This window comes from Paenibacillus sp. YYML68 (assembly GCF_027923405.1).
Lineage (GTDB): Bacteria > Bacillota > Bacilli > Paenibacillales > NBRC-103111 > Paenibacillus_G.
Genome location: NZ_BQYI01000001.1, coordinates 7,501 through 30,804 on the forward strand (window position 1 = coordinate 7,501; position 23,304 = coordinate 30,804).

Consider the following 23,304-nt stretch of genomic DNA (forward strand, 5'->3'; position numbering starts at 1 on the left):
CGCGTAGCCGCCTGCACGAGCTCGCCGCCCTCATAGGTCAGATTCAACGTCAAGCCATCGAACTTCAGCTCCACGACAAAAGACAGCTCCGGCAGCGGGCTATCCGGATGCTGGGCATTGTACTCGTTCACGAGCTTCAGCGCACGGTTGTACCACGCCATCAGATCGGCCTGATCCTGCGCCTTATCGAGGCTCCACAGACGAGCTAGATGCTTGTGCGGCTCGAAGCCCTTCAGCAGCTCGCCGCCGACGCGGGCGGTCGGCGAATCGGGCAGCACAACGCCCGTCTCCGCTTCCAGCTCCGTCAGTCGTGTATACAGCGCGTCCCACTCGGCGTCCGAGATGAGCGGCTCATCCAGCGTATAGTATTGATAATTGTGCTTGTTGATCTCGTCGACAAGCGTTTGCATCGTCTGCATGACATCGGGCTGGGTCACTTGGGAGCTCATCCTCTCCATCATTAATTAAGCATGAATTAAGCCTTCTCAATCGGAGCGAACTTCGCCAGCAGCCGCTTCACCCCGACCGGAGCCGGGAACGCGATCTGCAGCTCCGTATCATCGCCGGCACCCTTGATCGCGACGACGGTGCCGGTGCCCCACTTGCCATGCTTGACCTTGTCGCCCATGGCAAAGCTGGCGGCCTTCGCCGCGCCGCCGCCCGGCCCAGAGGCGGCGGCGGCTCCAGCTGCGGCGGGCCTTGCGCCCCCGCCGCTGAAGCTTACGGCCGCGCCGCGAGACTGCGCGGCCGAGCCTGCGGCAGCGCCGAAGCCTCCGGCGCTGCCAAAGCGGCGCTCGCCGCGTTCCCACGCGGCAGAGGCGCCGCCGCCCGCGCCACGCGGGGCGAAGCCGCCCGCGCGCGCGTCGCGGGCGTTCTCCACGAGCTCCGGCGGCAGCTCGTGCAGGAATCGGGACGGCGCATTGGCCGCCGTCCGACCGAACAGCGTGCGCATCTGCGCGCACGTCAGGAACAGTTCCTCCTCGGCGCGGGTAATGCCGACGTAGGCCAGACGCCGCTCCTCCTCGAGCTCCTCGTTGTCCATCAGGGCGCGGGAATGCGGGAATACGCCCTCCTCGAGGCCCATAATGAAGACGACGGGGAACTCGAGTCCTTTGGCACTGTGCATCGTCATGAGCACAACGCCCTGCTTGCCCGCCTCGGGATCGTCGTTCATCGAATCGATGTCCGCGATCAGCGCAAGATCGGTCAAGAACGATACGAGCGACTTGTCCTCGTTGCGCTTCTCGAAGTCTTGCGTCACCGACAAGAATTCGTCGATGTTCTCCAGACGCGCCTCCGACTCCAGCGTATTCTCACGCTTCAGCTCCTCGCGGTAGCCGGTCAGCTCCAGCACCTGCTCCGTCAACTCAGTGACGGACAAATATTCGAGCATGCGGTGCAAATTCTCGATCATGTCGCGGAAATTGCCGAGCGCGCCAGTCGCCTTGGCCGTGAGACCGAGCATGTCGACATTTTCCAGCATGGCAAACATCGATACACCGTAAGTCGCCGCCGCTGCCGCAAGCTTCTCAACCGACGTATCGCCGATGCCTCGCTTGGGCACGTTGACAACGCGCGCGAAGCTGATGTCATCATCCGGGTTCGAGATCAGACGCAGGTAGGCGAGAATGTCCTTAATCTCCTTACGATCGTAGAACTTGACGCCGCCGACGATCTGGTACGGAATATCGGACTTGATGAGAATTTCCTCGATGACACGGGACTGGGCGTTCGTGCGGTACAAAATCGCGTGATCCTTGAAGAGGCGACCCTTGTCGACATTCTTGCGTATTTGACCGGTGATATAATACCCTTCCTCGTGCTCGGAGTCGGCTTGATAGAAGCGAATCTTCTGGCCCTCACCCTTGTCCGTCCACAGGTTCTTCGCCTTGCGTCCGGCATTGTTCGCGATGACCTTGTTCGCCGCATTCAGAATGGTCGAGGTCGAACGGTAGTTCTGCTCGAGTAGTATCGTCGCCGCGGCCGGATAGTCCTTCTCGAAGTCGAGAATATTGCTGATGTCCGCGCCGCGCCACCGGTAGATCGATTGGTCGCTGTCGCCGACGACGCAGATGCGCTTATGCTTGTCCGCCAGCATGCGCGTGATCATATATTGAGCACGGTTCGTATCCTGGTACTCGTCGACGTGAATATATTGGAACTTATTCTGATAAAAGTCGAGCACCTCGGGCACCTGCTTAAACAGCTCGATCGTCATCATGATCAAGTCGTCGAAGTCGAGCGAGTTGTTGCTGCGCAGCTTTTTCTGATACAACGCATACACCTTCGCTACGATACTGTCAAAATAATCACCGATCTGCTTCTCCAGCTGCTCGGGCGTCTTCAGCTCGTTCTTGGCGCCGGATAGCGCCGCCTGGACGGCCTTGGGCTCGAATTTCTTGGAGTCGATATTCAGCTCCTTCATACAATTCTTGATAACCGACAGCTGATCGCCGGAGTCGAGAATCGAGAAGCTGGACGTGAAGCCGATACGAGAGATGTCTCTGCGCAAGATGCGAACGCACATCGAGTGGAACGTCGATACCCAGATGTCCTGTCCCTGCGGACCGACGAGCGAGCTGACGCGCTCCTGCATCTCCCGCGCCGCCTTGTTCGTGAACGTAATGGCCAGGATGCTCCAAGGCGCCGCCTTGCGCGTAGCGATCAGGTAGGCGATGCGGTGCGTCAGCACGCGCGTCTTGCCACTGCCCGCTCCAGCCATAATAAGCAGCGGACCGTCGGTCGTCTCGACCGCCTTCCTCTGCTGCGGATTCAGCTTCTGGATCGCCTGTAAAATATCAACCGGTTCGTTCATAGTGCCCCTACCCTTTCTTAAACGTATTCCTTCACAGCCTGCACCGTTGCAAGCGCCCGCTCCACATCGTCGTAGATGAGGTTGCCGACCACGACCGTATGCGCGGCGGCGGCTGCCTGCTTCGCCTTGTCGGGACTATCAATGCCTCCCCCGTACAACAGACGCGCATGCTTCAGCAGCCCCTTCACCCGCTTCACAAGCTCCATATCACCGAAGGTGCCGCTGTACTCCAGATAAATAATCGGCAGGCGGAACAGCTGGTCCGCCATTCGTGCGAACGCCTCGACATCACGAACGGATAGCTGCGTATCCGCTTCTGTTACTCTCGCTGCCGTCGAATCGGGATTCAATATGATATAGCCCTCTGGGGCAATATATTGCCAATCCATCACAGCCCCGTATTCCTTCACCGCCTGCTGCTGGCGTCCGACGATCCATTCCTTATCGCCTGCGTTCAGTACGACAGGAATGAGGAACAGGTCGAAGCCCGGCACTAGCGCCTCCTGCTCGGATACCTCCAGCACGCACGGCACCTCGTACCGCCTGATGCGGGCGAGCAGATCGACCGTATTGTCGAACGTCACACCACTGGAGCCGCCGACCATGACCGCGTCCGTGCCGGACAAGCAGATGCGCTCGAGCGCCTCATCAGACAGCTCCCGATCCGGGTCGAGCTTGAATACATGCCTCCATTGTTCAATCATTGAATGCATCGTCATGATACCCTTTCATCCCCTGTAGGTGCCGCTTCCAGCGACATGCTTACTATCTACAAGTAAGTCTATGCTACCGAGCAGGTGGTGTCAACGAAGGCTGGACCTTGGGTTCAGCACTTGAAATCGAACGGGCGTTCGAATATAATGAGAACATACGTTTGATATTGTAGCAAAAAAAACGGCTCCCTGTTGAGCTGCAAGTCCAGCTTGACGGGAGCGGTATGTGGGCAGCCTCAACAGCCGCTTCTATATGACAACGGTGCACAGTCTACGAGATCGTCTTGAACTGGGTAATCGTCAGCTGATTGCCATCCAGTCGATACTCCGATACGTGCTCCATAATGGAACGGACCGGCTCCTGCTGCGTGTTCACGCCGCGGAGTGTAATCCGATAGACGCCCGCCTCCGGCTGCGCCTTCTTCAGCTCATACTCGCCCCACTCGCTGCGCAGCCCGAGCATCGCCTTCGTGCTATAGGCCTGATACGTGCCCAGACGCTCGTCCTCACGATAGAAATATTCAATTAAGCTGTCTGCCACCTCAGGCGCGTACACTTTACATAAATATTGACGCATCTCTTGTCTTGCGTATTTATCCATCTCTCCGGTAACGGGCGAAGACAGCACCTTATGGGTCCAATCATCCACTTGCTTAATCCAAGTAATCATCTCTTGATCCGACTTCTGCAAGATACCCTTATCCATCGGCGGCGGTGTCAGCTGACTGAACGTCTGGAGCAAGCGATCCTTGCCGACGGTCTTCAGCATCGTCTTCGTATCGGAAGCTTCCATACGCTGCTGCTCCGTCTGACAGCCGCCGAGTAATGCAGCAGCGATCGTCAAGGCTAGAAGCAGCTTCATTGTGTTCATTCTCATGACAGAACCTCCCCATGTTGACGGTTTTATCGTATTATGCGTCACCAGCGGGAAAGTATACTTCGGGGCAGCCTCTGTGGGGGCGAGCGGAGAAGTAGACTTGTTGCTATCGCACGCTTCCGCTTCCGTAATGAGACAATGGACTGCGCCTATAAAAAGCTCCACCGCGAAGCACCTTAATCGTTAATCATATGTAAGCAGATGAAACGAAGAGGAGCTGACCTTGATGCCAGCAACGAAAGCGTTAGGCACCTGTGAGCTGTGCGAGCGAGAGGAGCTCGAGACGACGAAGCATCATCTGACGCCGAAGGAGAAGGGCGGCACGTTCCTGCCTACTGCCCAGCTATGCATATCCTGCCACAAGCAGATTCACGCGCTGTTCACGAACGAGGAGCTGGAGGCGGAGCTGCATACGCTGGAGTCACTGCGCACTCACGAACGGATGCGGGGCTTCATTCGCTGGATCAAGAAGCAGCCGGCCTCCGCCCTGCCCAAAATTCGTAAATCAAAGCATGTTCGAGACTCTCGTTGATGGAATATTAAGGAATCTATGACTATAATGGAGAAGGGGGTGCTGGCAAGCATCGGAAGGGAGAATTAGTAAGATGACGAAGCCCAAACTGTTCATTGGCTCCTCTCGGGAAGCCATTAAGCTCGTCAACGCGCTCCATCGGCTGCTCGGCTATTATGCGGAGGTCACCCCTTGGCACGCCGGCGTCTTCGAGGCCAATAACAGCGCGATGGACGATCTGGAGACATGCTTGCGCACCAGCGACTTCGCCGTGTTCGTCTGCTCGCCTGACGATGTGGTCTTCATGCGGGACAAGGTGTACCTGGCTCCGCGGGATAACACCCTATTCGAGATGGGGCTGTTCTGGGGCAGATTGCAGCGCGAGCGGGTCTTCTATCTCGTACCCGAGAAGACCGAGACGCATAAATATAATAAGAAGGTCGATCAATTCCACATTCCGTCCGATCTGCAAGGACTCACCGTCCTACGGTACGAGTCTCGCTCAGACGGCAACCTGACGGCAGCCGTGAACGTCGCCTGCGACGAGATCATCAGCCGCATCGAGAAGCTGGGCGCCTTCGAGGACCCTCGTCATCAGCTCCAACAGGCAACGGAGCTGCTGGAGCAGCGACAAGCGCTGCTCCACTTCTTCGTCGAGCTTCATAAAAAAAGCATCAGCGGCGAGGAAGAGCCATATACCAGTTTATATGAGGCGTTCCGCAATGCTTACAGCGCAGCAGCGCTGGCTGGCTTCAAGGTAACGGGCGCTGCCATCTGGAAGGCTGAAGGAGCAAGCGGAATCCGGCAAGTAGCAGGCAATGTCGGCCGGGGCAGCTTCTACGCCTTCGACGCCTTGGGCGCTCATGGAGCCGGAGACGATCAAGCGACGCGCCTGTTCGTCGTTGAAGCATACCTGAACCGAAAAACACAGGTGTGCTTGTACGGACAGCATGTTGCCACCGTCTATTTGCTATGCTACCCTATAGGTAAGGAGCTTGTCTTCACCGTCTATCTATCCGGAACGAAGCCCGTTACGGACGATGACCTGAGACGGCTCGAGAATGACAACAGGGAATTGATGAGCACGATCCATTACCTGTATGGAGGGGAGTCCGATGGGTAAGCCAAGAGCAAGAACTGTCAGGCCGGGCAGAAGAGCAGCTGAGCGCCGCGCCTCCTTGCCGATTCTGGCCATCCGCGGCCGCAAGCGCGTCGTCGGTCTTGCACCATACCTGGACGGCGGGGATAAGCAATACACGCTGGTGCTGGAATGGAAGACGAATTATAACAAGCCGTCCTTTGTGTGACGCGATCTTTATGAAGCTCTCGGCCTCGTGCCGAGAGCTTTTTTGTCGGTGAAGGGATATTGCATAAGCTCGAACAAGCAGAGGATTTCGTCATACGAAAAACCCCGAGCGTCGCCTTGCTTCGACACCCGGGGCTGGCTGCTTATTGGCTGAGCCTTGATCCTGCTGCCTTAAAATACGTAGGTGCCGCTGTTGCCGGACTGAGTGCCTGAAGTCTGGGACTTCGACTGGACAGAGGACGTGCTCACGCTGCTGCCAGAGCCGGTCACATCAGACGATGTGCTGCTTGGATACGAGTAGCTTGTACCTTGCTGGCGCGACGCTGTCGTGCTGTAGCCGGATACGCCGTAGTTGACGTTGCCATAGCCCGCTGTGCTATAGCCGGATGTGCCGTAGCCCGACTTGGAGTAGTTCTGGTCTTGCTGGTTCTTGCTTGTGTAGCTCTCTTGCGTCTGACCTTGGGTGCTGTACTTGCCGCCGCTCGTGTAATCGTTGGACGACTTGCCCGCGTAGTAGTCCTGAAAGTCTTGGCTGTCCGTACCGGATACAGACGACTTCACGCTGAAGTCGTTATCGAACGACTGAACTTGAGCCGACGATGGGCCATAGCCGTAGCTGCTCTGCTGAGGCGTCACGGTGTAGCCAGACAACTTTGTGCTCGGGCTGTAAGCGGTGCTTGCTGCCTGCTGCTGATTCTGTCCGTACGGGTTGATCGTCGAAGACGAGATGTGCTGGCCGCCGTAGCCTGCCTGACCTTGACCTGCTGCCGCATAGCTAGGCTGGTAGCCATGCTGCGCGTAGCCTCCTTGCGGAGCTGACGAATGCTGCTGGGACGTCTGGTACGTGCTGGCGCCTGCGAACACCGTGCGCAGCGCTTGCTGCACCGTCACTTGCAGCTGCTCGGCCTTGCGGATCTGCTGCTGCAGCTCCTGCTGAATTTCTTGCTGCGTCGCCATACGAATCTGACCGTAGCCTTGCATCTGAGACAGAACGGTGTACAGCTCAGCTTGATCCTGCAGCGTCTTCTGGCACAGCTGCGTGAACATTTGGCGAATAGCCGGGTGGGAAGCTTCCAGCGCTGCCGTCGTGTACTCACGTGCCGAACGCTTCAGCTCGGACAGGACGAGATTCGCGACATCCTTCTCGTTCAAGTGCAGGTGCGCGCCTTGACCTTGGGTCTGGTTGCTCGTATTGATCATTGTCGATTGTTGTTGTGCATACATCGTTAGCCGCAACTCCTTATGTACGTATTCGTTAGTGGGACATTTGCGTCTGCTGCTGCAGTGTGCGGAGCAGCTGGTCGGTGTGCTGCAGACGATCCTGCGCGATCTGCGCCAGCTTCTGCTTCAGCTGCTGGTCCTGGGACTCCGCTACGCCTTGGATAGCGATCTTCGCGATAAGGTCTTCATTCTTCAAGCAGTCCGTGATATAAGCGAGCTCCTTGGAGCTTACCGTGTTCATGCCTTGCATGTGCATCGATTGTTGTTGCTGCTGTTGTTGCTGTTGCTGCTGTTGGCTGTACATGGATAAATCCCCCTTTCGTTCGTTGACAATTGTTAGAATACCCAGGCCGTGGCAAAATATGTATCGCATGCTTGAAAATTTATCGCGCTTATTCACCCCAAGCTCGCAATGGCAGGTAGGTGGAAAGTGAAATGAATTCCATAAGAAAAACCGATGTCCACCGGACATCGGTTCTCTCGCCAGTCTATCCTGAAATAACAGGACCGCCATGAAGGTTCACGTAAGCGGCATGAATGATTATTGTACGTTAAAGCGCGCGACGAGTTCGGAAAGCTCCCGCATCGAGTGCTGCAGCGCTTCTGCCGAGGACGCAATTTCCTGCATCAAGGCAAGCTGCTCTTCACTTCCCGCCGCTACATGCTGAGCGTTAGCAGAAGCCACTCTAGCGATTCCAGAAAGCTCCTCAATGGCCGCATTCACCTGCTCGGAGCTGGCCGCCATTTGTTCAGAAGCCGCAGATACCTCCAGCACCTGCTCATCTACAAGACGAATCTTCTCCAGTATGTCGCTGAAAGCACCCCCTGCCTGAAGCACCCACTGCGTCCCCTTCTCCATATCCGTTACGCCATTCTCCACACTCATCACAGCCTCAGTCGAATAACGCTGAATCTCTGTAATCAGCCCGCCCACTTGCTCCGCTGACTTCTTCGTCTGATCGGCGAGCTTCCGAATCTCTTGCGCGACCACTGCGAAGCCCTTGCCATGCTCGCCGGCGCGCGAAGCCTCGATGCCCGCATTCAAGGACAGCAGATTCGTCTGGTTGCTAATGGCCGTAATGACCTGCATAATGTTGCCGATCTGCTGGGAATGCTCGTTCAGCTTCAATATAATGCTCGCCGTATCTTGGACGGTACGACTCGCCTTATGCATGCCAGTCACCGCTTGTTGAATTCTCTGGTTGCCGTCAGCTGCCTTACTAAGCGTTACTTCCGAGTAGCTCCTGGCAATCGTCGACGACTCTGCGATACGCTGAATGCCTACAGACAGCTCTTCCATCGCCCTCGAGCTCTCTTCACTTGCATTCATCTGCGTCTCCGCGCCTGCTGATACCTCCTGCGCATTCACAGCAATTGTCTCCGCTACTTCACCTGTCTGCTCTGCGCTCGCAGCCAGCTGATCCGAAGTCGCCGCCACCGTGGCGGTGTGCTCGGATACCGTCATGATCATGGTGCGCAGGTTATCGGTCGTCCGGTTGAAGTGCTCGGCCATCTGACCGAACTCGTCACGAGTCGTGACCTGGATATGATGCGTAAAGTCTCCGCAAGCGAGTCGTTCGGAGAGCTGATGAAGCTTGCGAATATGAAGGTTCAGCCTGTGCACATACCACCAGATCGTGATCGAAATAAGGACAACGCCCGCCACTCCGATCCAGAGGAGGTTACGGATTAAGCTGTATACAGGAGCCATCATTTCGTGATTCGGCAACACGGTGGCGATAATCCAGCCCGTACCACGTATTTCTTGATACGCTACATGCTGAACGCCCGCTTCGCTGATATACTTGGCAGTTCCTTTCTTATCAGCGAGCATCTTCCTAGCCATCTCGGCAAGCTCGGGGTTCGCATCCTCCTGCAACTTGACCTTCATGACACGATCTTGATCAGGTCCTGCGACATAGAGTCCATCCTTGGCAATCATGAAGGCCCAGCCGCTGCTGCCTACCTTCACATCCGATATCATCTTCTGTAAGGTGGTCAAATCCATATCGACCGTCGTCACTCCAATGAACTTACTCTGCGTGTCATATACAGGCGAAGCAGCCGTCGCCATCGTCACCTTGGACACCTCATCATAGAAGATGTCGGTGAACTGCGTAACCTTCTGATTCACTGCAATCTTATACCACGCCTGATTCAAGTAATCGAACGCCGGATCGTTATACTCATCCGTAGACTGTATCCCGTTCTTATCACGGAACGAATACGTGGAGAAATATTTGGTCTTGGCCTGATAGGCATTAGCCTCCAAAAACACACCCAGCCCGAACGCATCCGGATTCGCTTCGAGTCCGCGTTTGAACATCGACTCGTAGTCTTGCAGATCCAGCTTCTTATGCGTGTCTGTTAGAATACGCGCCATCACCTCAGATAGCTTCTGATGAACCATCATCCGTCCCTCTACATCTGACGCGATGCGGTGAAGCTGCTCCTCCATAGCGACCTCGCTTTGCTGCGAAATAATGCGACTTGCATACAAGTAAGAAGCCCCTACCACAGCAGTTAACACGATCATGACAACAGGTAAGAACAGAAGTAACGTTTTGGCTCGAATACTCTTGAACATATGTGAATGGCCTCCAATTCTTTTTTCTACATAATTCGACACCATTCGATCGAACCCTTCTCTCAAACGTTCAGATCCTTTCATTTATTTCTTTCAATTCCTTATCAATGTATAAATTAGCAAAAAGCCCCCGCGTCAGAGATTACTCGTAACGTCAGGGGCTCCTGAACAATGTATTCACTTACAGTCAGGCATTCCACCTGCATGTCTAACGTCCTGCCTCACTTCTCCTTCGCGTGATCGGCCAGCTCCTGTACGCTCGCCATCGGTACGGCCAGCGCCCAGTCGCTGCCTGCGCGCACGATCCAGACAAGGTCACCCTCGACCTTGCCGGTATAGGTCACGGTCGACTCGCCGCTGTCCTCGGCCGCGTTCTTCAGCTCGAGGCGCAGCTCAGGCTGCCCGAGACCTTGCACCTCCGCCGCACGCCTCGGCAGCTGGTCGGTCAAGAGCGATGCTGCCCGGTCGAGGAAGCCGAGCGCCTCGTTACCCGCAAGCTCGCGCTCGCCCAGCGTCCATTTCGACTCGAACGCTGACTTGTCCGGCTCTGTCTTCGTCAGCGTCCAGCTCGCATCCTTCCAGCTTACGGACAGCCCGCGTACCTTATCGTACTCGACCAGCACCGCGTTCTTATCCATGAAGTCGAGCGGCTGCTTCACCAGCGACATATAATCGCCCTCGCTCAGCTGGAACACGTCTCCCGCTCCGCCCAGTCTCGCATAATACGCCGCACCGACCGGCACCTTATCGCCGATCTCCAGCACTTGCTCTACGCCGCCCGCAGCCTGCATGGTCAGCTTCACCTTCGGCTCAGTCAGACCGAACGAGCTGACGTCCGTAGCGTCCGCTGTCACGACCTTATCCTTCTTCAATCCTACGAAGCTAGATACCCACGCATCCGCGCCATAAGAGGTCAGCGGCAGAGGCGATGGCATCGCCATCGCCCACTTGCCGTCCTGACGCTCCAGCGTCGTGACCGCTTCCCCGTTCTGGATCGTGAAGCGCTCCACGTCGCCGCTCTGTACCTGTACGAGCGCAGGCAGCTGCTCCGGCTTCTCCTTGAAGAAGTCCTGGCTCGACGCATACCAGAAGCCACCGATACACACCAGCACTAGAATAAGCGTTGGAAGGAGCCGCTTCATCCTGTTCTCCTCCTCCACCAGATCACGCCGCCGACGAGCAGGAAGAACAGCGGGAACAGCACGACCGTCCCGAGGAAAATCATATACCCTTGCTCACCTGTCACCGTCGCTGTCGTCAACTTGTCGCCCTCGCGCGGACGAATCGTCACCTGATCCTGCTGCTCCTGCAGCCAGCCGACGCTGTTGAGCGCGAAGTCGCGGTTACCCTGCTGCTGAATGTATCGATCGAGCAGGAACGTCGAGCCGCCAAGCACGACCGCCTTCGGCTTGCTCTCCTTGTTCTCCACGACATAGCCGAGCTGGAGCGGACCTTGGACGTCGCTCGCTTCCTTCTTGCTCGACCCTTGCGACGCCAGCGCTTGCAGATTCGTCTCGCCATACGCCTGGTTCGTCGTCGTTAAGATCGGGGTAGCGGAGTAATCGCTGCTCGGCTGGTCCGACTTCAGCGTCACCGCTAGCGTCATCACGGTCAGCAGGTTGTACTCCTGCAGCTTGCGCGTAATCTCATGACCGCTGTATTCCGGCACGATGCTGAGCGGATCGTTGAACACGCCCTGCTTCGGCTCGATCGCGATGGCGTGCTGGTCGGTAATGCCGTACGCCGCCATCAGCGCGTCGATGTTCTTCCACTTCGTCTTCATATCCGGGTTGAAGCCGAGCGCCAAGTACAGCTTCGCCTGATCCCCCGCGAGGAACGTCTTGACGAGCTCCGCCTCCTGATCGGTCAAGTCCGTCTCCGGGCCGATGATGGCGAGCACCTCAGCATCATCGGGAATCGCACCCTCCCGCAGCAGGTTCAGCTCCTTCACCTCGTAATTGGCTTCCTCTAGGCCGCTGCGCCACAGACTCATCTGAGCGAGCGGAATTTCGTTATGACCAGTTAAGAAATACAGCTTGCGCTTCTCCTTCACGTTCAGGTTCACGAGCGCCTGCGTCAGCTTCTCTTCTCCGCTGAAGCTGTAGCCTTGTGCATTCTGTTGACTCGGGAGAAACATGTCATAGAAGTAGATCGTCTTCTTCTGTCCGCCGCTCTCAATGACGAGCGTTCCGCCTGGATCGACCTCGTATTGCCGCGCCACCGCAGGCTGCTGCACCGGATCATATTCCTCCAGCACAAGACGACCGCTATGCTTCTTGTACGCCTGCACGAGCTCGACGACCTCCCGCTTCATATACGGGTTCGTCTCCGTCGTCGTGAAGGACAAGATACGCACGTCCTTATCGAGCGCTGCGAGCGTCGATTTCGTCTGATCGGTCAGCGTGAACTTGCTGTTCTCCGTCAGATCGACCTGCATCCCCTTCAATGAGTTCATAAATATCGTAAGCACGATCGCAATGCCGATCACCGCGAGCGACAGCACCGTCGCATTCGTGCCGCGAATCCACTTATTCACTTGGCCTCTTCCTCCTTCTGCAGCCGGGCATCGGCAACGCAATCGTTCCGCGCCCCATCTATACACACTGCCCGTAGCAGGCAGCTCCGTTCCTCGCATGCTTACCTTGACCTTACTGCATCGTTACTTCCACCGCTTGCGCTCCAGCACCTGCACGCTCAGCACGAGGAACACCGCGATGAAGGTGATGTAGAACAGCACGTCAGCGAAGTCAAGCACACCCTTCTGCAGGTCGCCTGCCCGGCCGACAATGGAGAACATGCCGAGGTAATCCTTCAGCTTACCCCCTACCGTATCGCCGATCCACTCAATCGTCCAGCAGACGAGCAGCAGCGCGAACGCCGCGATGCCGGACACCATCTGATGTGACGACAGCGTCGAAGCGAACAAGCCGACCGCCATCATCGCTGCACCGATGAGCAGCATGGCGAGATACGACAGCCACAGCACCGGCTGATCGAGCGGACCGTATGCACTGAGAATGAGCGGGTACAGAAGGCTGCCCCCGACGAGCATACCAAGCACCGCCAGCGCCGATATATATTTACCAACAACCATCTCAGTCAAGCTCATCGGCGACGTCAGCAGCAGCTCGTCCGTGCCCTGCCGCAGCTCATCGGATACGAGCCGCATCGTCAGCATCGGAATAACGAGCAGCAGCACGAACGTCATGTTGCCGAAGATCGGCCGCACATCGACCACATAAGGCGGGTACAGGAAGTTCGCGCTGAAGAAGTACCCCGCGATGACGAAGAAGAAGGCGAACGCCGCATACGCAATCGGAGAGTAGAAGTACATCTGCAGCTCCTTGCGCGTCATAGCCATCATTCTACGCATGGCCCTTCACCTCCTCGCTGTCTGTGGACGCGCTGCCATCCGAGGTCGCAGCTCCGCTCTGCGCCGACTCTCCGCTCTCCCCGGACTCGAGCTTCTCGTCGGTCGTCAGCTTCAGGAAGATGTCCTCGAGGCTGAGCGACTCTCGCTTCATGCCGACGATCGGCAACCGCTGCTCCGCCATCCGGTAGAACACCGCCTCGCGAATGTCGTTTCCAGTCTGCGAAGCGACGACCGCCTGCACGAGTCCATCCGTCGACATCTCCGATGTTGGAGAGGCCTCGCGCACCTCGGTGACCCCAGGGATGGCCGCCAGCTCGGCGAGCACCGTCTCCCGCGGCCCCTTCACCTCGAGCGACAGCTCGAATCGGTCGTTCAGCGACTGCGCCAGACGCTCTGGCTGACCGTCGACGACGATTGTCCCTTGATTAATAATAAGCACCCGATTACAGAGTGAATTGATTTCCGGCAAAATGTGCGTGCTGAGCAGCACCGTATGCTTCTCCCCGAGCTCGCGGATAAGCTGACGAATCTCGATAATCTGCTTCGGGTCAAGTCCAGACGTCGGCTCATCCAATACGAGCAGGTCCGGCTCATGGAGTATTGCCTGCGCCAGCCCGAGGCGCTGCTTGTAGCCCTTGGACAGGCCGCGAATGATCTGGCGCTCCCGCCCTGTCAGACCGAGTCGCTCGATCACCTCGCCGATGCGCGTCTTCTGGTTGCGCACCGGGATGTCTCGAAGATCGGCAATGAACTTCAAGTATGCCTGCACCGACAGCTCGGGATACAGCGGCGGCGTCTCCGGCAAGTAGCCGATCTTCTGACGCGCCTTCTTCGGCTGATCGGCCATCGACAGCCCATCTACGCGAATCGTCCCGCGAGTCGGGTTCAGGTAGCCGGTGATCATCCGCATCGTCGTCGTCTTGCCCGCACCGTTCGGCCCGAGGAAGCCGACAATTTCGCCGCGCTCCATCGTGAAGTCGACATCGTGAACGCCCCTCTGATTTTCGTATAACTTACTGACCTGTTTGACCTCCAGCACCTCAATACCTCCCGTCATCCATACCCTTGCTTCTCTATCCAGCTATGTCCAGCTGAACGCGAGAATAACCTTCACACACTATATCCCTGAATATGTAAGCCAACCTTAACGAAAGCTGAAAACTAACTTAAAAATATGTGTCCAAAATGTGAACGGGAGACGGCTAGTGGGGTTGTATTGTCTGACATCGCGTTAACATTGACATGGTATACTGGATACATATCGAGTCATTATCGAATGGAGGAATTGTATGCTTGAGCTTGTTCTGCCTATCGTCTTCATACTCGCGGTCATGGCCGTGATCTTCGTCGTCATAAAAGCTATTAGGGCTGCTATATCTAGCCATAATCTGCCCACTTCCCGTTCACATTCCCAGCCCCCTGCACCTCCTGTGTTCGAGGATTCAGCTCTGCCTGAGTCACTCGGGCTTCAGCACGATATTCCGCTGCAGGCAGCTGTGGCGCGACTAGAGCAAGCGTTCACCCCGGAGCTGGAGGCAAGACTGCGGGAACGGGTGCTGCGCCGCTATCCGCAGATGACTGCTGCAGAGTTCAAGTGGAGGCTGCTGGAGCTGAAGCGATACTTCGTCATGACGGCCGTCCTGAAGGACGTGCCGATGTTCAGCGAAGCTGTCGACGAGCTATGGCATGAGCTGCTCATGTTCACACGGGAATATCACAAGCTGTGCGAGGCGCTCGCTGGTGAGCACATTCACCATGCTCCGCATGCTTCAGATGGCGAGCCGAATCCCGGCGCGCGCGCGTGGTTCGACTGGGTGTATGCACAGCTGTTCGTGGCAACGCCGTATTCCGCATATATATGGAAGCCATTTTTCCGACATCCGTTGAACCGCGAGCTGCTGGACGACCTTCGACTGTCTGCAGAGGCTGATCTGACGGGCCGTCTGTTCCACTCGAAGGCGGCGGGCCGTCATCCTGAGATTAAGCAGACCATTAGCAGGCTGATCATGAAGGCGAAGCAGCAGATTCCATCCGCTGATACGGGCAATGGCACGTACTCGGACCACCCTCGTCCGCACTATCAATCGAGCGATTACTTGCCGTACATGGGCGGGGCGATGATGTATTACTCGTACTGCACAAGACCTGACGACGAGGACGACTTCGAGTGCCGGATGTCGGAGCATTACGCGCAGGAGGATAAGGAGGCTGAGCGCCGCGACAACAGTACTAGCGGTTGTGGCAGCAGCGGCTCGGGAGACGCGGACTCGAGCTGTCGGACGAGTCATTCGGACGACTCCGACTCGAACAAGAGCGGGGCTTCGTCTGGTTGTTCGTCGACGAGCTGTTCGTCGTCATCGAGCTGTTCGTCCTCGTCGAGCTGTGGGGGCGGCGGGGATTAGAGGGGTAATACTCCTAATCTTTACTTATGTTAGGGAGTTTTAATCTCTAGCTTATTCCTAGACCTGCTCCATGTACTGTTAAAATGGGAACAGTATCTATCAACAGTTATCTCGGGTTAAATCGGTAGGGAGCTTATGTTAAAGTCACTCCACTCCTACCATTGTACAAACAAGATATGAGAGAATACGTTTAGGTACCAACCGGGGATTAGCCATCTTCGAGACTATTCTTGCCCCGGTTAGTTATAGCCAGTTGGTTAAAGCCCTCAACAAGATAATTATTAAAACAGGATAACAGGTTATCAAGGAAAAGATACACTTAAATACTTTTATAACTTGTAGTTTGTATAATTTATGATACTCTATTTTTATAGCTGGATGTTCCAGCAGTATTAATAAGGGTTATAGTCGTAATCCGAAAAACAAGCATAGTTTGTAACAAAAGATACTACCTTTGCGAGTATTTTATTGGGGTGACGTTTATGGATTTTCACATGTTAAAGGAAGCTTATAGCTTTGAAATTTCAGAAGGGGAATACCTTGAAATAAAAACTGATTTTGAAACGATTGAAATAAACACAGGTTCTCCCCACAAGTTTCTTACTGAACGCCACAATTTAATCCGATTTATTTCCGAGGAATTCGAAGATGAGTATCAAAGCGATGACCCTCTGCATGCTGTCTACTTTCTTCCTTCTCATAAGGAGAAAGAATTTATAAAGTTACTATATAAGTTGAACTAAAGTTTTAGGAAAGAATGGTAAGGAAATAACGATCTCTGTGTCGAATGAGTAAGGAAACTTATTCGGACAGGTAGGGATACAGATGGAACAGCAGCATTCGTTAGAGGAAGTCACAAGGGCTATGAAGCAAGAGAAAGAACGTCGTATATATGAACGCTATCAAGCGGTGTACCTACATTTCAAGGGTAAGTCTGTCAAGGACATCTCTGAGACTCTGAATCGCAGTAAGGAAACTGTCAACCACTATATTCAGGCCTATAACACGGGTGGTCTCAAGGCGCTGCAAATGAAGTATTCGACTGGAGCTCCTACTCGATTGACGAAAGAGCAACAAGAACAATTAAAGCAAACCATCGTTCAATCTGTTCCCCATGATGTAGGCTTCTCAGCTCGATATAACTGGACACTCGAGATCATTGCTTCGTATATTGAACGGGAATTCGGTCATCGTTACTCCCTAAGAGGTGTGTCCAAGATGATGCACCGTCAAGGACTAAGCTATACGAAGCCAACGTACACTCTGGAGGCTGCCAACCCTGAGAAGCAACGACAGTTTACAGAGACAACATTTCCTGATTTAAAAAAAGATTGATGAATGACGAAATCGCGCATCTGCTTTTTGAAGATGAATCGATGATAAGAGACTATCAGGCAATCCAGAAAACCTGGTTTCTTCGCGGTAAGCAGCGCATCATCCAGACGACGGGGAAACATCGCGGCGTGAAGCTGCTCGCCACGGTCGACTATGGGACCGGACAGATCGTATGGCAGGAAGATGAGCAATATACGGCTGAGACTTTTTTAAAGTTTCTTCAAAAAGTGATGCTCGCGTACCCGACTGGTAAAGTTGTCATTGTACTGGATAACGCCCGAATCCATCATGCGAAGCTGCTCCAACCGTTTCTGAATGAACTGGAAGGGAGACTTGAATTGGTATTTTTACCACCTTACAGTCCGCAATTAAACATTGTTGAAGGACTCTGGAAATGGCTTAAGTCTAGCGTAATCAACAATGTGTTTTATCACAGCGTTGCTGAAATACGAAAAAACGTTGGATTGTTCATGAGCGAGATTTTGAAAGACACTTGCTCGATCATTGACAGGCTATGTGTCAAGTTCTGACATCCGATTTCTTTAGTTCAATTTATATAGATGAGGAAATTTTTTCAGAAGAAATGAAGCAGTACTATACTGAAGAAATGATAAGAAGGTTTAATACAACAGAGGTATCCACACTTAAAGATGCAAAAGCTGTTAAACATAAAGACAGGGCATTATATTCCACCTCTTTTTACGGTGTCGAGACTGAGGAAGAGATGAATGTATTAATAGATGCAGCCAAAGAAATACTAAAACTGAATGCAATGAATAAACATAAAATAGCTATTGGATTAATCAGTACTAACTACGGGTTATTGGAAAAAAGTGAAAAGCTAAAAACAGAAAACCCACAAAGTAAACACTATAGTTTTTGGAAGTTTCATCACGAAATTACCGGTAAAGATTTCTTTGATGTAGCAAAACAGTTTAAAACTTTGGCATAGGAGGTGTATTACAATGGATTTAAGAGCAGACATTACTTTTTATAACTTGCTTGAAATGGAGTTTAAATATATTCGCAATATTGAAATTTTATTAGAAGTCAATTTCCCACTGGTCTTTACCTTCACAGCAAATGATAATAACAGTTATTTGGCATCAGTAGCGTTGCATAAATCATGACATCTAAAATGGTGGAATATTCAGAAATTAGTTTTCAAATTCCAAGGGCCAAAAACTTACGGGGTACCCCTGAAACAGGCAGTTGCTGTCCATTTGTAATATTCATCCTTTTCAAGTTGATGATTGGTTTTTTTCGACTTAGGCGACTTACTGGTCTTTCTGTTTCTTCTGTCGCCCTCTCGAAGTTCGACTTGGTTTTCGCTCTACTGCTGCGACCATCCTCAGCCACGGTTGCCACATGAGTTCTTTCAAAGCCTCAATGAGTTCCGTTAACGTTCGACTCGTTCCCAGTTCTAGCTTCATAAGCAGCAGCAAGCAGTATGCAATTAAACAGATCCAAATCTGATTCATCACTGCGTTCTCGCTGTCACCGTAAAAACAGGTTAGCTTCAGGTTCTGCTTGACCCACCGGAAGAACATCTCGATCTGCCAGCGGCTACGATACAGGTCACCAAGCTCTTCTGCCGTCAGGTCGAACCGATTCGTAATGATACGGACCTCATTACCGCGACCGTCTGTGGTGACGATCATACGAAGGGGGTGCTGCATGCGCTTGTGAGCTTTGCCTAGCACGACTTTGACATCGCGGATGATGTCTGAATCTGTGTTCACCGAAAGTTCTTCCACTTCTTCGACAACAGCATTGTCCTTTAATCGTGATACGAATCGAATGCCACGCTCGCAGTAACTGTCGTATTTGCCGTAGTCCAGATACCCGCGGTCCATCAGATACGTGACGTCCGACTCATCGATCAGGACGTCCATTTGGCTGCGGTCTGCGGGCCTTGCAGGCGTAACCACTGCCTTATCCGGATAAACATGGTCGGGGTCAGCAAATGCCACTCGCAGGTGCAGTTTCACGCCTGCTTTCGTTTTTCGGAAAGTCGCCCATTTATACCGCTGTAGGCAAACGCTGATCGTAGAAGAGTCTATAATCTTGACCGTTCCGATGCGCCCTGATATCGGCCTAGCATCTCGATGCAACTGTGTAATGAGATTACAAAGGATGGCTTGAAGTACTTCTGGGTCCAGTTGATTATTTTTACGGGACAACTGGGATGCACTGATCGAAGCAATGCCGAGTTGCTTTTGAAATTCCTCGTCGTGCTCCAGCTTTCGCATGATGGAACGAAGACCCTTTCGCTTCTCTAACTGTGCTTCGATGAAGATGTACAGAAAGACTAAGGTGTCGAGCTTTTTCACATAACGGTCGAGCGTAGTCGTGCTTTGCCAATTCGGGATGATGTTTGGATTTATTGGTGCAACCCATTTACCAAATGCAGAAAATAGTGTATCCTTGTCCATGCGTATCTCCTAAGTTAGGGATTTGGACAGGGCTACCTGTTACCCTAATTTTAGGAGTTTTTTGTTACAGAGTACGACCTATTTATTACAATAATAGCACAATTTGTCCAATCTGTTCGCGTGTTAGTTTTTATGCAACGCTACTGATTTGGCATATGTGGTTGAGTTCAAAAGAAGGAAAAGAATACTGAATTTGCTGTATATTGAAACAGACTTCGAGATGTTACATAAATTGGTCTCCCAAAAAATATCTTTAAAAGAAGCTTTAAAATCTTCGAAGGGAAAGTTCATACATACTCATCCTAACCAAGAATATTTGTATGATGACATAGAGAAAATATACCCCGATAATAATTTTTATTTGACTGAGATTTTACCGAACTCAGTGGATATAGTACAAAAAAGGAGAATAATTCAAAAGCAAATTGAAGAAATGAATAAATATAATGACCAAATTTTAATACATGTTAAAACTCAATTAGAAAAAAGGAATGTTATAAAAATTGATTACGAGCAAATGCTTGAGAAATATTTAGGGCTAATAAAAAGCATTGATGAACGAGAGAATTACTCCGTTGTTCAAAAAGGAATTAGTTCTAAGATTATAAAATTGGCAGGAGGTTATTATGAACATTCGGATAGAATTTACACATTTTACAATAACTGAACTCTTATACAAAATGATGGAGAACGATTCTAAACAATTTTATAAAAACACCACAGACGAAGAAATAGATCAAATCACCCAAGGGAGGCTTTTTATCGAAAAAGAAATGAGGAATTGTTTTTTCCAACTAGTTACCGATCTTAAAACTAGTATAAAAGACGAGCCTGTAAGAAAATTAGAGTTAAGTGTTCAATTTCATTTTACAATAGATCACGATGTTGACATTGAAGTTATGGAAGAAAAAGATGAGGCACTAAAGGCGATACAAGAGCAGTTTGGGGGATCGATTCTCGAATTCTGTAAAAATCGTATAAGTATGATTATACGTCAAATTACATCACTAGATTACCAACCTCCTATTATTAACGAGAGTGTATCTGTTGAAATAAATAAACAAATTAAAGAGGATGGCTTGTGAACTGAAGTGCTCCCCGTTAAGTAGGGCTTGCTGAACAACATCTCATTTAGCCTAAGCCCAACGAACAATAAACAACTGTAATAATCTGTGAAAGACAAAAAGAGAACTCGAAGTCGCCACTCCAGATTCATAACCAGACACTGTAGGGCGATGACGGTGAGTCCAGTTTCGGCACCGCTTGCGCGGATACGTACCAGTCCTAGCTTGCGTTTTCCTTCTTCGAACTTTCCTTCGATGGCATTGCGCTCAGCGGCATCCTGTCGTTCCTGCTTACGGGCCGCCGCAGCGTTCTGATCCTTTGTTGGCCTGCCAAGTTTGGGACCACTAAGGCGTATGCTGACCTGAGAGCCACCGTCACTCTCGTCATCATCATCGTTTCGATCGTGATGTGAAGCTTCTTGTTTTTCCTTGGCTTCTCGCTCTGCTTTCAGTGCGGCCTGTGCAATCCAATCGTTGACCCAGTAATGATCGGCACACCAACGAACCACGGTCTGAGACGCTTACCATGGATAAATCGATTGTGCTGTCTGCGTTAGATATGGCTGTGAACGCACAAAAACCTGGTAAAGGTTGGATCTTGCACTCCTACCGTGGAAGTCAGTTGTCGAAGGCGGGTAAGATTTGACGGATACCTTTTTACTGTCCAGTTTCTATACAGCATTAGTATGTATTGATTCTACAATTGCTTCGCTGACATAATATATTTAGTATGCGGTAAATAGCCTATTTCATAAGTTGATCCAACTCTAAGTTTTATTGATAACATGCGGCTAATAAACCCATCCTCAAATAGAGAACCGCTATCCGACTTAAACGTCCGAATGGTGCCCAAGGATTTTCGTGGGGATGAAACATCTATAAAATTAGCATTTGTAATGTTTATTCTTCTTTGCATTAAATAATTAACATCCTTGAGATAATCCACTCCAGGACCTAAATACAGTAATAACACGCCGATAATAGAAAAAAATAACCACAGCGGAATCACGAGATAATATGATTTTAAATATTCTTTCTCGTTTTTAACATGATACATTTTTAATTTTATTAATATCGGGTGAGGGAGAACAATAATAGTGAAAAATAGCAACGGAAGAAGTGGAACTAATACAAAAAAAATTAGCATAGAAAAAAAAAGTACCAGCCCTACCCCAGTACAGATCTTGTGATAACCAAAATAAAATATGCGGAACTATATAAATAACAATGATGCTTAACATAATAGAGATCCATTTTTTCATCAGTCTTCTCCCCTAACTACATGGAACCTTCGGTACCTATTTTATGTCTCCGCTGTGTTTGATCTTATATTAGTAGTTTCAAGATTGTTGGTGGATGTATTCATCCTGGGTAAATACTTATCGTATTTTTTGTTTGTTTCACTCATTAGAGAGCTATGCCCATGCTATTGGAGAAAACCAGGAAGCTAGGAGCACTCTTGGACTTCACTAATTAGCCTTCCATCTTCATTAAAAGGATAATGCTGTATGATAATTCGAGATCTTCTTGTGTGAATGAATGTGATCTTTTCATCAAGAGGATAGTCAATACGTTCTATTGAAATAAAATGTATGAGTTTATTATTAATTTTTATATGAATAGAATGCTCGTCCTCCTCTTTTGACGAGCCTTTATAATTCATTACTGCAAAAAACACTCCCTCCTCGATGACAACATCCAAAGTTATAAAATCCATGATCAATCTAATACACCTGTTACCATGAATTAAAAAAAAGCCAACAGAACTTACTAAAAATACGTAAAATAAAACATCACTAATAAATGACGACAAAAATGTAAGTAGCGGGACTAAGATAAGATCAAAAAAATATCGCTTCAATAAAGGTGTTACTTTTCGCCATACAGTTCTTCTAGTGATCGGTAACTTCATCTTAACCTCTCCCTCTTGAAATAGAGATTAGCACTTCATGCAATTCTCAATTTTCAAGATATCAACTTAGTCTGCTAATGGAGACCAGGCGCTTCAAATTCATGCTTGACGCTGAGCCTCTGCGATCTGTGATATCGACAGCCCTGCGTTCATTCCCCACAGGGTGCTCCTTGCAGTCGCTGGCGGCTGCCTGCGGCACTTTCATGTCCAGATACTTCTCCCCCATTAATCAACTCTCATCCAACTCGATCAGGGAGCTCCGATGAGTCTCTCTAGCGACACGCGATTCGGGAAGATGCGAATGATTCGCTCGCGTCGACGAATTTCCTCGTTCATGCGCTCCACGCTGTTTGTCGTCCGCAGGCGCTTGCGCTACGCTTCCTGTAACGCAATTACCACCTTCTTATGGAGATAGTCGGAAAGCGATATGAACCCATGCCTATGCTATTGGAGAAAACCAGGAAGCTAGGAGCACTCTTTGACTTCACTAATCAGCCTTCCATTTTCATTAAAAGGATAATGCTGTATGATAATTCTAGATCTTCTTGTGTGAATGAACGTGATCTTTTCATCAAGAGGATAGTCAATACGTTCTATTGAAATAAAATGTATGAGTTTATTATTAATTTTTATATGAATAGAATGCTCATCCTCTTCTTTTGACGAGCCTTTATAATTCATTACTGCAAAAAACACTCCCTCCTCGATGAAAACATCCAAAGTTATAAAATCCATTATTAATCTAATACACCT

General features: G+C 51.3%; 23 protein-coding genes and 2 pseudogenes (1 of these 25 only partly in view). 10 read left to right on the forward strand and 15 right to left on the reverse strand.

Annotated features, from left to right (window positions below; genetic code table 11):
* From ligA to PAE68_RS00065, 4 genes are all read right to left on the reverse strand, one after another.
* A protein-coding gene (ligA, locus tag PAE68_RS00050; RefSeq protein ID WP_281890810.1) for an NAD-dependent DNA ligase LigA crosses the window boundary here: on the reverse strand, nt 1-419 show its 5' portion. The gene continues 1,588 nt to the left of window position 1, outside the view; only the first 419 of its 2,007 coding nucleotides appear in the window; its start codon is at nt 417-419; the stop codon falls past the left edge of the window.
* A 56-nt stretch (nt 420-475) separates the two neighbouring features.
* Complete coding sequence (gene pcrA, locus PAE68_RS00055; protein ID WP_281882856.1) at nt 476-2,815, reverse strand: DNA helicase PcrA; 2,340 nt, start codon at nt 2,813-2,815, stop codon at nt 476-478.
* A gap of 17 nt (nt 2,816-2,832) precedes the next feature.
* On the reverse strand, nt 2,833-3,528 hold the full coding sequence (pcrB, locus tag PAE68_RS00060; RefSeq protein ID WP_281890813.1) for a heptaprenylglyceryl phosphate synthase: 696 nt from the start codon (nt 3,526-3,528) through the stop codon (nt 2,833-2,835).
* Nucleotides 3,529-3,799: 271 nt separating this feature from the next.
* Nucleotides 3,800-4,405, reverse strand: coding sequence for a hypothetical protein (locus PAE68_RS00065; RefSeq protein ID WP_281882858.1), 606 nt, complete (start codon nt 4,403-4,405; stop codon nt 3,800-3,802).
* Between the two features lie 226 nt (nt 4,406-4,631).
* Between PAE68_RS00065 and PAE68_RS00070 the strand changes: the two genes are divergently transcribed.
* The 3 genes from PAE68_RS00070 (at nt 4,632) to PAE68_RS00080 (ending at nt 6,223) form a co-directional block, all read left to right on the forward strand.
* Nucleotides 4,632-4,937 carry a hypothetical protein gene (locus tag PAE68_RS00070; protein ID WP_281882860.1) on the forward strand — a complete coding sequence of 102 codons (306 nt, stop codon included), beginning with the start codon at nt 4,632-4,634 and terminating at the stop codon, nt 4,935-4,937.
* A gap of 73 nt (nt 4,938-5,010) precedes the next feature.
* On the forward strand, nt 5,011-6,039 hold the full coding sequence (locus tag PAE68_RS00075; RefSeq protein WP_281882862.1) for a TIR domain-containing protein: 1,029 nt from the start codon (nt 5,011-5,013) through the stop codon (nt 6,037-6,039).
* The gene (locus PAE68_RS00080; protein WP_281882863.1) at nt 6,032-6,223 is read left to right on the forward strand and encodes a hypothetical protein; all 192 of its coding nucleotides are present in this window, start codon (nt 6,032-6,034) and stop codon (nt 6,221-6,223) included. The genes PAE68_RS00075 and PAE68_RS00080 overlap by 8 nt, the downstream gene beginning before the upstream one ends.
* A 170-nt stretch (nt 6,224-6,393) precedes the next feature.
* Here PAE68_RS00080 and PAE68_RS00085 read toward each other — a convergent pair whose 3' ends face one another.
* The 7 genes from PAE68_RS00085 to PAE68_RS00115 all read right to left on the reverse strand — a co-directional run bounded on the left by PAE68_RS00085 (nt 6,394) and on the right by PAE68_RS00115 (nt 14,442).
* Nucleotides 6,394-7,446 carry a spore coat protein gene (locus tag PAE68_RS00085; RefSeq protein WP_281882865.1) on the reverse strand — a complete coding sequence of 351 codons (1,053 nt, stop codon included), beginning with the start codon at nt 7,444-7,446 and terminating at the stop codon, nt 6,394-6,396.
* 31 nt (nt 7,447-7,477) lie between these two features.
* On the reverse strand, nt 7,478-7,747 hold the full coding sequence (locus PAE68_RS00090; RefSeq protein WP_281882867.1) for a hypothetical protein: 270 nt from the start codon (nt 7,745-7,747) through the stop codon (nt 7,478-7,480).
* Between the two features lie 237 nt (nt 7,748-7,984).
* Entirely contained in the window at nt 7,985-10,030 is a 2,046-nt protein-coding gene (locus tag PAE68_RS00095; protein ID WP_281882869.1) for a methyl-accepting chemotaxis protein, read from the reverse strand.
* A gap of 221 nt (nt 10,031-10,251) precedes the next feature.
* A complete protein-coding gene (locus PAE68_RS00100) occupies nt 10,252-11,172 on the reverse strand; it encodes a DUF4340 domain-containing protein (protein ID WP_281882871.1) in 921 nt (306 codons plus the stop codon).
* Complete coding sequence (locus PAE68_RS00105) at nt 11,169-12,566, reverse strand: GldG family protein (RefSeq protein ID WP_281882873.1); 1,398 nt, start codon at nt 12,564-12,566, stop codon at nt 11,169-11,171. The genes PAE68_RS00100 and PAE68_RS00105 overlap by 4 nt, the downstream gene beginning before the upstream one ends.
* Before the next feature lie 123 nt (nt 12,567-12,689).
* Nucleotides 12,690-13,403, reverse strand: coding sequence for an ABC transporter permease subunit (locus PAE68_RS00110; protein ID WP_281882875.1), 714 nt, complete (start codon nt 13,401-13,403; stop codon nt 12,690-12,692).
* Entirely contained in the window at nt 13,396-14,442 is a 1,047-nt protein-coding gene (locus PAE68_RS00115; protein ID WP_281882877.1) for an ABC transporter ATP-binding protein, read from the reverse strand. The genes PAE68_RS00110 and PAE68_RS00115 overlap by 8 nt, the downstream gene beginning before the upstream one ends.
* Nucleotides 14,443-14,692: 250 nt before the next feature.
* Here PAE68_RS00115 and PAE68_RS00120 point away from each other — a divergent pair, with 250 nt between their 5' ends.
* The 5 genes from PAE68_RS00120 to PAE68_RS00140 all read left to right on the forward strand — a co-directional run bounded on the left by PAE68_RS00120 (nt 14,693) and on the right by PAE68_RS00140 (nt 18,270).
* Nucleotides 14,693-15,805 (forward strand): glycine-rich domain-containing protein, encoded by a 1,113-nt coding sequence (locus PAE68_RS00120; RefSeq protein ID WP_281882879.1) that lies wholly within the window; start codon nt 14,693-14,695, stop codon nt 15,803-15,805.
* Nucleotides 15,806-16,287: 482 nt separating this feature from the next.
* On the forward strand, nt 16,288-16,548 hold the full coding sequence (locus tag PAE68_RS00125; protein WP_281882881.1) for a hypothetical protein: 261 nt from the start codon (nt 16,288-16,290) through the stop codon (nt 16,546-16,548).
* 76 nt (nt 16,549-16,624) lie between these two features.
* A protein-coding gene (locus PAE68_RS00130) for an IS630 family transposase (RefSeq protein ID WP_397379333.1) occupies nt 16,625-17,670 on the forward strand; the annotation gives its coding sequence in 2 pieces (ribosomal slippage) (nt 16,625-17,134 and nt 17,137-17,670; 1,044 coding nt in all).
* A 53-nt stretch (nt 17,671-17,723) separates the two neighbouring features.
* Entirely contained in the window at nt 17,724-18,092 is a 369-nt protein-coding gene (locus PAE68_RS00135; protein WP_281882885.1) for a hypothetical protein, read from the forward strand.
* Nucleotides 18,093-18,105: 13 nt separating this feature from the next.
* Nucleotides 18,106-18,270, forward strand: coding sequence for a hypothetical protein (locus PAE68_RS00140; RefSeq protein WP_281882886.1), 165 nt, complete (start codon nt 18,106-18,108; stop codon nt 18,268-18,270).
* Nucleotides 18,271-18,417: 147 nt separating this feature from the next.
* On the opposite strand, the gene PAE68_RS00145 is transcribed toward PAE68_RS00140, so the two are convergent.
* Nucleotides 18,418-19,575: an IS4 family transposase gene (locus PAE68_RS00145; protein WP_281882888.1), complete on the reverse strand. Its 1,158-nt coding sequence runs from the start codon at nt 19,573-19,575 to the stop codon at nt 18,418-18,420.
* 220 nt (nt 19,576-19,795) lie between these two features.
* Here PAE68_RS00145 and PAE68_RS00150 point away from each other — a divergent pair, with 220 nt between their 5' ends.
* Nucleotides 19,796-20,242, forward strand: coding sequence for a hypothetical protein (locus PAE68_RS00150; RefSeq protein ID WP_281882890.1), 447 nt, complete (start codon nt 19,796-19,798; stop codon nt 20,240-20,242).
* A complete protein-coding gene (locus PAE68_RS00155; RefSeq protein WP_281882892.1) occupies nt 20,202-20,660 on the forward strand; it encodes a hypothetical protein in 459 nt (152 codons plus the stop codon). The genes PAE68_RS00150 and PAE68_RS00155 overlap by 41 nt, the downstream gene beginning before the upstream one ends.
* An 89-nt stretch (nt 20,661-20,749) precedes the next feature.
* On the opposite strand, the pseudogene PAE68_RS00160 reads toward PAE68_RS00155, so the two are convergent.
* The 3 genes and pseudogenes from PAE68_RS00160 to PAE68_RS00170 all read right to left on the reverse strand — a co-directional run.
* A pseudogene (locus tag PAE68_RS00160) lies at nt 20,750-21,001 on the reverse strand (transposase); the annotation flags it as partial.
* A gap of 1,085 nt (nt 21,002-22,086) precedes the next feature.
* Nucleotides 22,087-22,551 carry a hypothetical protein gene (locus tag PAE68_RS00165; RefSeq protein ID WP_281882894.1) on the reverse strand — a complete coding sequence of 155 codons (465 nt, stop codon included), beginning with the start codon at nt 22,549-22,551 and terminating at the stop codon, nt 22,087-22,089.
* 229 nt (nt 22,552-22,780) lie between these two features.
* Nucleotides 22,781-22,923 (reverse strand): annotated as a pseudogene (locus tag PAE68_RS00170) (transposase); the annotation flags it as partial.
* Nucleotides 22,924-23,304: the final 381 nt, after the last annotated feature.